This window comes from Rubrivirga aquatilis (genome assembly GCF_046845665.1).
Lineage (GTDB): Bacteria > Bacteroidota > Rhodothermia > Rhodothermales > Rubricoccaceae > Rubrivirga.
This window is the reverse complement of sequence record NZ_CP177355.1, coordinates 3,982,669-3,994,990: the sequence shown is the minus strand read 5'-3', so window position 1 is coordinate 3,994,990 and position 12,322 is coordinate 3,982,669. Positions and strand designations below refer to the sequence as shown.

Genomic DNA, 12,322 nt, shown 5'->3' with positions numbered 1-12,322 from the left:
GCCGACCGCACCCCGAGACCACACCTCCACGCCGATGCCTCCAACGATCCTTGGTCCGTTGCTCCTGGCCCTCGGGAGCGTCGCGTTCCTGGCCTTGGTGGGCCGGGCCTTTTTCGCCGTCCTGAAGCCCCGCCACGTGGTCGACGACTACGCGCGCTGCTATGAGCACTGGCACGAGGCGGAGATCAACGGGTGCGGCCAGGGGTTGCTCTACGTGCCCCAGCAGCCGATCAACACCTACACGAATGCCGCCTACCTCGCCGCCGGGGTCTTTGTCGCGGCCTGGCTCGGGACCCCCGCCGCCTGGGTCTTCGCCCTGGCGATGGGCTACCTCTGCGTCGGGTCGATGCTGTTCCACGCCGTCTCGACGCACTGGGGGCAGATGCTCGACGTGACGGGCATCTATGCGGTGTTCTCGGCGACGGCCCTCTATGCGGTCGCCGAGTGGGTCCTGTCGTGGGGCGTTGGCGGCCTGGCGCCCGACGGGCCGATCGGCGCGTGGCTCGTCGCCCTGCTGATGCTGGTGGGGGCCGGCCTAGCGGTGAGCCTGCTGGCCCCGCGGTATCGGAAGGACATGGAGATCAAGATCGGGGTGCTGCTCGTCGTCGCCTACGCGGCGACGCTGCTCCACAACCTGGCCGTGTGGCCCTGGGTGCTGGCATCGATCGGTCTGTTCGCCGTGGCGTACGCATGTTGGGCGGCCGACAAGGCGCGACGGTTCCCGATCGTGCCGTGGGGCCACGGGGTGTGGCACCTTCTGACGGCGGCGGCGGCGGCCGTGGCGTTTTTCGCCGCGCACCGAGCATAGCATGGCCCGTCTGTCACGGTCCCCCCGCGGAGCTGCCGAGGCGGAGGGGCATAGGCCTCGTCCGGTAGCGACTCGTGGTAGATCTGGCCGCCGAGCGCCTCGAACTGCCGCGACTTCTCGCGCACCCCCTCCGGGATCGCCGCCTCCACGTCGACCTGTGCTCGGCCGCGTGGGGAATCGCATCGAGCGGGACGTCGTCTCAACGGCGTGCCCAGGCGGGGGGCTACTCGGCGTTAACGTCCAGCACGTCGGCTAAGTCGATCCCCTGCTTGACGCGCATCGCGATGTCGGTGACGGCGTCGAAGTCCTCGATCGGATCTCCTCGGAGGACGAGGAAGCTGGCCTCGAACCCCACCTCCAGGCGACCGATGTTCCGCTTCGGGAAGATCGTCTGCGCCGACGTCTCCGTCCACATCTGCAGCAGGTCGAGGTTCGAGAGCACGTCCAGGCGGCGGAGGTGCACCGCCTCGTCCAGCGAGGTGTCGTTGAACATGTCGGAGCCGACCGCCAGTGGGACGCCGTGGCGGTTGAGCAGGTCAAGGTTGTCGGAGACGGTCGCCCACACGGCGTCGAGCCGCTCGTCGGCCGGATCGACCCGTCGGGTGACCAGGGAGACCGTCGTCACCACAACGATGCCCTGCTCAGCGGCCGATCGGGCGTCCTCCTCGCGGATGCGCTCCATGGTCTCGGCGTCTCGGCTCGGCAGATGATTGATCTCGTCGACGCCGGCGACGACCGCGGCGTGGAAGTCGGCCGGGGTGTCGACGTGAGCGGAGACCCGGAGGCCGGTCTCGTGGGCTCGCTCGACGATGGCGGAGAGCAGCGCGGGGTTCAGGCCCTTGTCGCCGAAATACGTCGGGTCCTCCCTTCTGAGCGCAAACTCCTCGCTGTGGATCAGGTTGACCTTGATGAAGTCGGGCTCCAGCGCCAGGACCCCCGCCCACTTCTCGTCCAAGTCCTGGAGCGAGTCGATGATCACGTACCCCTCGCCCTCGATGGCGGCCTTGGAGCCGAAGAGGCCGTCGAACCGGCCCATCTCGAAAAAGCGCTCCCTCAGCGCGATCGGGTGCCCACCAGTCGCCGTCAGCGGCGCGTGCGCGAACGCGACGTCGATCGTCCGGGGATGGTTGAACAAGTGCCGATTCGGCTCGATCCTCCTCTTGATCGACGACTGCATCTTGGCGTAGAACACGCCGTCGTTCAGGTACTGGCGGATCCGTTCCTCGAGCCCGTAGTCCGTATCGAGGTTGTGATTGTGCGCCTCGGCGAATGGGGGGATGACGTACCCCCCGTTGAGATCGACGACCGACGTGATCTGGGCTGGTGCCTCCGCGACGAACACGCCGTCGGATACGTAGGCGACCCGAGGAACGAAGCGCTCGCCGTCGAACCAGTTCCCGTTGACGTAGGCGTAGCTTTGGACGTGCTCTTGCATCGGGACGCTGCACGCGGAAAGTGCTAGCACCCACACGATTGAGAGGGCCTTGGCGGGCGTCATTCTTAGGGTGGTTGAGGGGTAGGAGCCAGCGCCGCTGGGCTCGGGCCAGACCTCAGGGGCCGCATCGGCAGTCGTCACGCCGAGCGAGGTCGAGGCCCCCGTGGCGGTGTCGGACTCCGCGAGCGCTCCGACGGCCACACGGCCCGGAGGTGCGGGTCATGGTGGCTCGTGGCGAGGTGGCCCTTCTCATCGAGCGTCTGGAGGGGAGCCCGGACGGCCGGATGGGTCGGAGGCTCGGGCATTCTGGTACGGACATCCTCGGCGAATGCGCAGCCCACTTGGTAGACGTCGCACGTCGCGCTCGCGGAGGTGGGGGCGGGAAGAGGTGGCTGAAACCGCTTGGTTTATATGCAGAGGCTAGGATCGGCGCGCACGCCTGTCAAGCAAGAAACACGGCCCTGCCAACAGTGGGGGTCCGAGTCCTCTTGCCCGCCTCGGCCCCCCCGCTGAGCCACCGAGGCGGGGGCGGTCAGGCCTCGTCGGGCAGGCTCTCGTGGGTTATCTGCCTGCCGAGACCGGCTACGCCTCGTCCGGCAAGCTCTCGTGATAGATCTGCCCGCCGAGCGCCTCGAACTGCTTCGATTTCTCGCGCATCCCCTCGGGGATCGCCGCCTCCACGTCCACGCCGTGCTCGGCCGCGTAGTCGCGGACGTCCTGGGTGATCTTCATCGAGCAGAACTTGGGCCCGCACATCGAGCAGAAGTGGGCCACCTTCGCCGACTCCTTGAGCAGCGTCTCGTCTTGGAAGCCTCCTCAAGCTGACAAGAGCGACACGGTGTATGCCACAATCCTGTCAGGGCCGTGTGTCTATGTTTGGCAGATATCACTTCGCCTCCCTAACAAGGGCACGCTGATGGCTGATGACTCGACCACTGACGTTCCACCCTGGAGGGCACCACGGCTTCTCGTTGATGCTCCCGCTATTTCCGACGAGTTCGGCGGCGGTCATGCTCGCGTGGCAGGTGCCGTCGCTGAGTTAGTTCAGGCGGAAGCAGGGGGGCGCGCTCTAGCCTTGACGGGACCATACGGAAGCGGAAAGTCTACCGTGGTACGACTCGTGGAGGAGGCACTCAAAGGCACCGGTTCGGCTGTGTTCACGTTCGACGCTTGGGCGCACAGCGGCGACCCCCTTCGTAGGTCGTTTATTGAGGAACTCGTCGCCTTTCTGTCGACCAAGAAGTGGACGACTCAGAAGGAATGGAGGGAAGAACTGGGAAAACTGTCCCGAAAGATCGATATCACAGATGAGACCTCTGGGCCACGACTTACCGCTGGAGGTGTCCTCTTTGGCCTCAGTGCCTTACTGCTCCCGCTAGGTTTCGCTCTCTTCTCTCGGCATGGTGTGGCGAACCGATGGGGTATGGTCGGTCTAGTTCTATCTCTCTTGCCGTTCGTCGTAGTCTTTCTCTCGGCCTTCGCATCACTGTTCGGCAAGAGGGAGGGAGCAGCCGATCACGTGTTTGCCCTTCTGGTCCGCGATAAACACTCTCGGACTCGATCGACCACAGTCCGCACACCCGACCCTACGACAGTCGAGTTCCGCAAGGTCTTCCGTGATATCGCCTCTCGTGCCCTCGCGCCAGACGGGCGGACGCTCGTGGTCGTGGTCGATAACCTTGATCGGCTCCCTCCAGACGAAGCAGTAGCGGCATGGGGCGCCATGCGAACCTTCTTCGACCGGGGCGCTGGAGCACCTTCTCCTTGGGAAACAAGGTTCTGGCTAATCGCTCCGTTTGACACGGTAGCGCTTGAACGCTCTTGGGACCGCGCCCTGGGCGAAGAACGTGAAGGGACTGACTCTCGAAGTATCGACGAGCTCGTGTCTAAAACCTTTGGAGTAGTGCTCAACGTGCCACCCCCCGTGCTTTCGGACTGGAAGACTTATTTTCTCGCCCGAATGACAGACGCTTTCCCATATTGGGCAGAGCATCACGATGACGAACTCTACGCCTCATACCGACTCTTCCTCACCGAGCGGGATGCTGGCGAGCCCCCCCCCACCCCCCGGCAGATCATTGTCTTTGCCAACCGCCTTGCAGCCCTTGATCGCCAGCGGCGCGGAGACATACCCCTACGTGTGCTTGTCTACTATCTCTTGATAGAGAGACGCCTTGGCCGTCGAGCGGGGGGGCTCCGAGGCGACGACCTCGTCTCCGTATCTGCTGCAGCCATTCTGGGAACAAACTGGAGACGTCGACTCGCTGCGGTTCACTTTAATGTCCCGACAGAAAAGGCTCTTCAGATTCTCATCGGTAGCGAGGTGGCAGCGGCGCTTGTAGCTGGCGACGGAACCCAACTCGACGAACTTAGAGACGTCGCTGGACTTGACGAGGTGCTCCTCGAAAACATTGAGTCCATCTCTGGAAGCGGATCACTCGCAGAGTTGGCGCTCGCTGCCCGAGCCCTCGCGCTTGCCAACATCGACGACGGACCGAGTCTCAGAGCAGCTTGGCGAGCCTTCACAGGAAGAGTGGCACCCCTTCCGCCTCTCAAGGATCTATCGAGTCCTGTGGCCGAGGGGATTGCCCACCTCATCCAACGGGCCGACCGCCATGGCCAGAGTCAGTTGGCGTCGCAGGTTGCCGTGAGCGTTGTCGACCGTTTGTCTCTTGCGATTGGCTCGGACGGGGAGGCTGATTACGGTATCACGACCGACACGTGGCTGGCCTCGATAGGTCCTGTCGTTCGCGCTCTTCGGAACTCCTCCGCGCGCGACAGGCTCGCAAGCCTGACCGTGACAGCAACTCCTGAGACCTATATCACCCTAGTCGGTGCGGTGGACGACGATTTGATTTCTGATCTTCCCCCCTCAGTAGACCCTGAAGAGATTGTGACAGCTCTCGTCGCCAGTGTGGAGGAAGGTGCCTTCACACCTCGTCATGTCCGAGCCGTACGAAGGCTAGGCCGGGTGAGGAAAGCTGGGGCAAAGGCTATCAAGTGGGACTTCAAGGCTCTCACCGCTGCCATACAACTGAGGCTCGAACCCCCCTTCTCACCCGAGTTGGATCCCGGCGAAACGAGTGCCCTCACCGAATGTCTTATCGCTCTTCGGTTGGGTTCAGGTGCGGCTGACGCTCGTAAGTCGCTTCTTGCTGATGGCTCGTTCTATCACCACTTTGCCCAGACTCCTACAGATTCCGCCTCCTCGGCAACGTTGGCTCTCTCCATCCTTTGGGCTGACCCAGACCTTCCTGAAAGCGTCGCCAGTGGGGATGCAGTTGCGGGCCGGGCCTCGCTCATCTCACTGCTCGCCGATGAGGAACGCGCCGACGAGTTTGCGCAACTTGTGGCGCCCTTCGTGGAGACATACCTAATGTGGGCCCTGCTCGGTGCGACCCCCGCAATGGGATCAGTTAGTTCGTTTATCGACCGGGTGATCCGCTGCGTTGAGGTGAGCGATCATGCGCTCGATGTCATCACAATCGAGGAGCTCAGTAAAGCCCCCCGGCTTCACCAGGCCCTCGGCGAGGAGTTTGAAGGCCTCGTTCGGAAGCACATTGATCGCGGCGGATTCGTAGCTCGGATCAAAGGCGACATAGGTGTGACGAGCATCTCGCCTACCCTCCATCACGCCATCGAGCACGTAGCGTCCGAAGACCTACGTGCTGAGTACCGTGAGTATGTCCGTGATAAACTCGACACCATCGAGTCTGAGGCCTGGGCGAAGCACTTGCAAGGCGGAACGGATGTAGTGTGGCTTGCAACTACTATAGCCATGTCCGGCGGCGCCCGATTTGGTGTCTCTATCGCGGAGGGGTTTCGAACGTTCGCTACCGCTCAGGCCTCCGAGGGCGCCGAGCCGGCTACGAGACCGGAGCGTGCTGCGGAGGCACTCGGAGCACTGACGCAGGATGCAGCGGACACCCTCTTTCGAAACCTAAGAGACGATATCATCCGCCAAGGGCTTCCTGCACTGACCGCGCTGAATCCCGTCTTTGGGGATAGCCTTCAAAGCCGGGGGCATTGGGAGGAGAAGTCGGACGATGTGGTTCGGGGGCTTTTCGCAGATATTGTTCGGGAAGGGAATTCATCCATACTCCAATGGTTGGATGGACTCTTTTCGGAGAACGTTGAGGTGCTTCGGCAATCAGAACGGTCCAGCAGGGTCGCTCTCCTTGATCTGATCGAGAAACGCCAGCGAGCCAAGACGCCTTCGGACGTTCGAAGCATCCTCGATCGTCTTTACGTCCACGTTCGTAAGAGAGTCAAATTTAAAAAATCTATCGGAAAGCGAGTATCTGATGCCGTCGGTGCTTTCCTCGGAGACGATAAACCTGGAGGACGGGTTGATTGACACCCAGGAGCAGAGAGGTCTGTCCGTGTACTCTTGCATGCTCTGTCTTGTGGCCGAGGGGCAGTGATACTGGTTCTCCATTCGTGGCGGCACCTGCCGAGCTTTCCTCGGCCTCCCCACGGAGCCACCGAGGTGGGCGCGCTCAGGCCTCGTCCGGCAGCGATTCGTGGTAGATCTGCCCGCCGAGCGCCTCGAACTGCTTCGATTTCTCGCGCATCCCCTCGGGGATCGCCGCCTCCACATCCACACCGTGCTCGGCCGCGTAGTCGCGGACGTCCTGGGTGATCTTCATCGAGCAGAACTTGGGCCCGCACATCGAGCAGAAGTGGGCCACCTTGGCCGACTCCTTGGGCAGCGTCTCGTCATGGAAGGCGCACGCCTTCTCCGGGTCCAAGCCGAGGTTGAACTGGTCCTGCCAGCGGAACTCGAAGCGGGCCTTCGAGAGCGCGTTGTCGCGCGCCTGGGCGCCCGGGTGGCCCTTGGCGAGGTCCGCTGCGTGCGCCGCGATCTTGTACGTGATGACCCCCTCGCGCACGTCGTCACGGTTGGGCAGCCCGAGGTGCTCCTTGGGCGTCACGTAGCACAGCATGGCGCACCCGAACCACCCGATCATCGCCGCGCCGATGCCCGACGTGATGTGGTCGTAGCCCGGCGCGATGTCGGTCGTGAGCGGACCGAGCGTGTAGAACGGGGCCTCGCCGCACCAGTCGATCTGCTTCTGCATGTTCTCCTGGATCATGTGCATCGGCACGTGGCCCGGGCCCTCGTTCATGACCTGCACGTCGTGCTTCCAGGCCGTCTTGGTGAGCTCGCCCTGGACGTAGAGCTCGGCGAACTGGGCGTCGTCGTTCGCGTCCTGGATCGAGCCCGGGCGCAGGCCGTCGCCGATCGAGAACGACACGTCGTAGGCCGCGCAGATCTCGCAGATCTCCTCCCAGTGCGTGTAGAGGAAGTTCTCCTTGTGATGCGCCAGGCACCACTTGGCCATGATGGAGCCGCCGCGACTGACGATGCCCGTCCGCCGGCTGGCGGTGAGGGGCACGAAGCGCAGGAGCACGCCGGCGTGGATCGTGAAGTAGTCGACGCCCTGCTCGGCCTGCTCGACGAGCGTGTCGGCGAACAGCTCCCAGGTCAGGTCCTCGGGCGTCCCGCCGACCTTTTCGAGCGCTTGATAAATCGGCACCGTCCCAATCGGGACCGGGCTATTCCGAAGAATCCACTCGCGCGTCTCGTGGATGTGCTGGCCCGTGCTCAGGTCCATGACCGTGTCGGCCCCCCAGCGCGTCGCCCACGTCAGCTTTTCGACCTCCTCGGCGATGCTCGACGTGACGGCCGAGTTGCCCATGTTGGCGTTGATCTTGACCAGGAAGTTGCGGCCAATCGCCATCGGCTCCAGCTCCGGGTGGTTGATGTTGGCCGGGATGATGGCGCGGCCGCGCGCGACCTCGGACCGCACCCACTCCGGCGTGATCACCGACGGGATGCTGGCGCCGAAGCTGTTGCCCGCGTGCTGCGCGAACAGGCCGGGGTCGGTCTCACGGAGGGCCTCCAGGTTCTGGGCCTCGCGGATGGCGACGTACTCCATCTCGGGCGTCACGATGCCCTTGCGCGCGTAGTGGAGCTGCGTCACGGTCTGCCCCGCCTTGGCGCGGCGCGGGCGGTGGACGTGCTCGAACCGCAGGTTCTCGGTCTTGGCGTCGACGGCGCGCTCGCGTCCAAACTCACTGCTCAGGTCCGCCAGCTGCTCCGTATCGCCGCGCTCCTCGATCCACGCCCCGCGCACGGACGGCAGGCCCGCGCGCAAGTCGATCGTCGCATCCGGGTCGGTGTACGGGCCGGAGCAGTCGTAGATCGGGATGGGCGGATTCGGTTCGTCGCCGAACGACCCGGTCGTGGGGCTCTGGTCGACGACGCGCATCGGGACCCGGAGGTCGGGCCGCGAGCCGGTGACGTAGATCTTGCGGCTGCCCGGGAGCGGGCGGCGGACCTCGTCGGAGAGCTCCTCGATGCGGGCGTGGGTGGCGTCGTTGGCGGCGCGCTTGGCGGCGGCGGTCGTGGGCATCTCCATGGCGGTCCAGATAGGGAAGGGGTCTGGAAGCCGGAGCCCGCTGGCGGAGCCAGCCGACGAGCCGGAAGCACTCCCTACGCCGGTACCAACCGGATCAGGTGCGGAGGGTCTGTCTCAGTCCCGGAAGGGACACCCCTGGCTTCCAGCCGGAAGGTACGGGCCCCGCCCGCGTGTCGCGTCGCCTCTCGATCTCAGCCCGCCAGCGGCACGGTCAGGCCAACTCCGCCAGCGTGGCGACCGTCCGCATCACCTCGTCTTCGGTGTTGAGCGTGCCCGGGGCGATGCGCGCGTACGAGACGGGGTAGGGGCTCGTGCTCCCCGTGATCCCGCGCTCGTGCAGGTGCGCCACGATGTCGTCCGGCGTGTGCCCCACCATCTCGAAGGCGATGATGCCCGCCGAGCGCGCGGGCGAGCGCGGCGTGTGCATGTGGAGCCCGGGGATCTCCGCCAGCCCGTCCTTCGCCAGGGTGTTGAGGTGGTGGATGCGCGCCGCGATCCGGTCCTTGCCGATGGAGTGGTGGAAGCGGAACGCCTCGCCGAGCGCCCACCGATGCTCGAACGAGTGGAACCCGCCCGGGGTGAACCGGTCGCCCGGCGTGACGGCCTCCGGCGGCACGACCCCGAGCCAGACGCCCACCTCGGGGCTGAAGCTCGGGATGACTGGTGCGAGCCGGTCCCACGCCTCTGCCGACGCATAGATGACCCCGGTGCCACGCGGGCCGAACATCCACTTGTGCGCGCCGGCCATCAAGATGTCGGCGCCCAAGCTCTCGACGGTGACGTCTTCGATCCCGAAGCCGTGGACGCCGTCGACGCAGAGCAGGACGCGCTCGTCGGCGTCGCGGTCGCGGTTGATCCCGTCCAGCGCTCGCCGCATCTCGGCGATGGGGAGCTTGACGCCGGTCGACGAGTGCACCCAGGTGACGGCGACGGCTCGCGTCCGGTTGGTGACGGCCCGCGTCATCCGGGAGACGATCTCGTCGACGCTCGCCTGCGAGGGGTCGTCGTAGAGCGCGACCTCGCGGACCGCGATGCCGTCCCGCTGGGCACGGTGCCGGAGGGAGTAGATCGTGGAGTAGTGGTCGTGTGGGGTCGTGAGGACCTCGTCGCCGGGCCCGAGGCGAAGGGTCCCGTAGACCAGGCCGAGCCCCATCGTCGTGCTATCGGTGAGCGCGATGAGCGCCGGGTCGGTCTCGAGGTAGTCGGCCGCCGCTTGCCGCTGCTCCATCTCGACGGTCTGGAAGTGCTCCTCCCAGTGCGCGACGGGGTCCCGGTCGAACGCCTCCCGGTGGCGCGCGATCGCCTCGGCGACCGGCCGGGGATGGCTCGCGAGCAGGAACGTGGCCATGTGGACGCGGTCCCGCGTGAGGGGGAACTGGTCGCGGACGGAGTCCCAATCGTCCGGGTCGAAGGCGCGGGTCTGGGGGGAAGCCCCGAGGTGCGCGCGCGCGCCGAGGAGCGGGACGGCGCCGAGTGCGAGGCTCGACCGGACGAAGAAGTCACGACGCTTCATGGGACGTGTCGGCTGGCGGTCCCTGAGAGTACAGATTCGCCGCCGACACCCACTCATCAGAGGGCGGCGAGGTGCCCCTCAGCACGCGGAGACCGAACCTGCCCGGTCCAGGGAAAGCCACGCACGCGGTCGCGGCCTCGGAGCGCCACGGGCGTGGTCAGAGCGCGAGGTCGTTGGTCCAGTACACGTCCGCGCCGGGCGTCGCGTCGATCAAGCCGCGCTCGGCCATCCAGGCTTCGAGGCGGGCGTAGTAGTCGGTCGACATCGAGAAGTCGTGCGTGAAGCACGGGACCGTCGCGTCGTAGATGGCGCGCGTCAGGGCGTCCTCGGGGTCCGACTCGGTCAGGCGGAAATAAGCCTCGCGAGCGGCGTCGGGCTCCTGCTTGACGGCGTCGACGCCGCGGCGGAGCACAGCCACCAGCTTCTGGAAGGTCTCGCGCTCGGCCGCCAGCTTGTCGGGGTGCGTGATCAAGACGAGCTGGCAGAAGTCGGGGACGCCCCAGTCCTTGAGGGCGAACAGGTTGACGTCCATGCCCCGCTGCCGGGCCTCGACGATCTCGAAGTTGTGGAACACGAGGGTCGCCACGTCCGCCTTGTCCTCGGCGAGCGCGTCGGTGTGGTAGAACGAGTTGTTGACGCGGCCGTAGCCGTCCTCCGTCCCCGACGGCCCGCCGTCGGCCTCGACCATCGTGGCGACGATCGCGGGGCCACCCGGGCCGGGCGCGCCGGGGTACTGGATCCGCTTCCCGGCCATGTCGCGCGGGCGAGCAATCGAGCCCTTCGCCATCACGCCGCCGTTCGTGTGGAGGAAGCGGGCGAACCCGACGCACATCTCGCCCTTGGCCCGGTCCTCGACCAGGTGCAGCGGCTCGGTGACCGCGCAGTCCATGTCGCCGCGCTCAATCGCTTCGACGGCGTCGAGGTGCGCCTCGGGCTCGATCAGCTCGACCTCCAGGCCAGCGTCTTGGAACCACCCGCGGTCTTGCGCGAGCAGGAGGGGGGCGTGGTCCGGGTTGGTAAACCACTCGAGGCCGAGGCGGAGGCGAGTCATCGTGCTGTCCAGAGGGGGAGGGTCTGGAAGCCGAGCCCGCGCGGCCGGCGGCGGCGCCGTGTGGCGTCCGCTGAAGCACTCCCTGCGCCGGTGCGAGCCGGATCAGGTGCGGAGGGTTGGTCTCAGCCGCGCGAGCGCGGCACCCCTGGCTTCCGCCCGCAAGCTACGGATGAGGGCGTGGAGCGGTCGGGAGAGAGGTGACAGATCGTCGTCACCGCGAGGCCACATCTTCCATGGTCCTCAGCCCCCTCCTGCCATGCCTGACCGCATCGACGCCCTCCACCCCGACCCCGAGAAGCAGGGCACGACCATCGACGCCGCCAAGTACCACACCGTCCGCGAGGCCATCGAGGCGGAACTGGCCGACGGGCCGGTCGCCCTCGCTGAGCTCCGGAGCGGCCTCAAGCGCCGGATCGGCGACACGTTCGACGGCTCCGTCTCGTGGTACATGATGGCCGTCAAGCTGGACTTGGAGGCGCGCAACGTCATCGAACGTGTGCCCGGCCAGACGCCCCAGCACGTCCGGCTGGTCGGCTAGCGAGCCCGGAAGGCGGGCCACGTCGCCGCGAGGGGGACGCCGAAGACGAGGAGCGGGACGGCGTTGATCATCCACACGTTGAACACGGCCCCGTGGGAGACGGATACCGCCGAGTCGACTGCGAACCACACGCAGAGGGAGCCCGCGAGGGCCCACCGCTCGCGCCGCGCGAACGGGATGGCGGCCACCAGCGTGTTCAGCACGTACGACCCGGCGATGGTCCCGCCCAGCGGCCCCATCACGAACCGACGGAACGCGGCGGCCTGGGCCGGCTCGGCGCCACCGTAGAACCGATCGGCAACGGCAGCGCTCCACATCGCCAGGAAGGGGGCGTCGGGCCACACGGCCACGACGCCGCCGAACGCGACGAAGAAGACGCCAGCGGCGACGAGCCACCGCTGCCAGAACTGGAACGCACGATCGGACATGGCGCCGCGGGGAGGGGCCCAAAGGTCGGGCGCGCCGGTTGCCCCGCCTCGCGCCCGAGGCTACTCGGCCGGAGCGTGTGCGCGGCGCCGATGGCAGGCCTCGTCGGCGGTCTTCCAGCCGTCG

General features: G+C 66.2%; 8 protein-coding genes, 1 pseudogene and 2 riboswitches. Of the genes and pseudogenes, 3 read left to right on the top strand and 6 right to left on the bottom strand.

Annotated elements, in window-relative coordinates; translation table 11 throughout:
* Positions 1-34: 34 nt before the first annotated feature.
* Positions 35-808, top strand: a complete 774-nt coding sequence (locus tag ACLII4_RS17570; RefSeq protein ID WP_412068698.1) for a hypothetical protein — start codon at positions 35-37, stop codon at positions 806-808.
* A 223-nt stretch (positions 809-1,031) separates the two neighbouring features.
* On the opposite strand, the gene ACLII4_RS17565 is transcribed toward ACLII4_RS17570, so the two are convergent.
* Both ACLII4_RS17565 and ACLII4_RS17560 read right to left on the bottom strand, forming a co-directional pair.
* Positions 1,032-2,384: an amidohydrolase family protein gene (locus ACLII4_RS17565; protein WP_412068697.1), complete on the bottom strand. Its 1,353-nt coding sequence runs from the start codon at positions 2,382-2,384 to the stop codon at positions 1,032-1,034.
* Between the two features lie 441 nt (positions 2,385-2,825).
* A pseudogene (locus ACLII4_RS17560) lies at positions 2,826-3,053 on the bottom strand (phosphomethylpyrimidine synthase ThiC); the annotation flags it as partial.
* Between the two features lie 106 nt (positions 3,054-3,159).
* On the opposite strand from ACLII4_RS17560, the gene ACLII4_RS17555 reads away from it, so the two are divergent.
* Complete coding sequence (locus ACLII4_RS17555; RefSeq protein ID WP_412070578.1) at positions 3,160-6,600, top strand: P-loop NTPase fold protein; 3,441 nt, start codon at positions 3,160-3,162, stop codon at positions 6,598-6,600.
* A gap of 142 nt (positions 6,601-6,742) precedes the next feature.
* On the opposite strand, the gene thiC is transcribed toward ACLII4_RS17555, so the two are convergent.
* From thiC to ACLII4_RS17540, 3 genes are all read right to left on the bottom strand, one after another.
* Complete coding sequence (gene thiC, locus ACLII4_RS17550) at positions 6,743-8,662, bottom strand: phosphomethylpyrimidine synthase ThiC (protein WP_412068696.1); 1,920 nt, start codon at positions 8,660-8,662, stop codon at positions 6,743-6,745.
* A 59-nt stretch (positions 8,663-8,721) separates the two neighbouring features.
* Positions 8,722-8,815: riboswitch (TPP riboswitch) on the bottom strand.
* 64 nt (positions 8,816-8,879) lie between these two features.
* A complete protein-coding gene (locus ACLII4_RS17545) occupies positions 8,880-10,181 on the bottom strand; it encodes an aminotransferase class V-fold PLP-dependent enzyme (protein ID WP_412068695.1) in 1,302 nt (433 codons plus the stop codon).
* 157 nt (positions 10,182-10,338) lie between these two features.
* The gene (locus ACLII4_RS17540; RefSeq protein ID WP_412068694.1) at positions 10,339-11,232 is read right to left on the bottom strand and encodes an ABC transporter substrate-binding protein; all 894 of its coding nucleotides are present in this window, start codon (positions 11,230-11,232) and stop codon (positions 10,339-10,341) included.
* A 61-nt stretch (positions 11,233-11,293) separates the two neighbouring features.
* Positions 11,294-11,389: riboswitch (TPP riboswitch) on the bottom strand.
* A 99-nt stretch (positions 11,390-11,488) separates the two neighbouring features.
* Here ACLII4_RS17540 and ACLII4_RS17535 point away from each other — a divergent pair.
* Positions 11,489-11,770, top strand: a complete 282-nt coding sequence (locus ACLII4_RS17535; protein ID WP_412068693.1) for a DUF6958 family protein — start codon at positions 11,489-11,491, stop codon at positions 11,768-11,770.
* On the opposite strand, the gene ACLII4_RS17530 is transcribed toward ACLII4_RS17535, so the two are convergent.
* Entirely contained in the window at positions 11,767-12,198 is a 432-nt protein-coding gene (locus ACLII4_RS17530) for a hypothetical protein (protein ID WP_412068692.1), read from the bottom strand. The two genes, ACLII4_RS17535 and ACLII4_RS17530, sit on opposite strands and share 4 nt — an antisense overlap.
* Positions 12,199-12,322 lie beyond the last annotated feature (124 nt).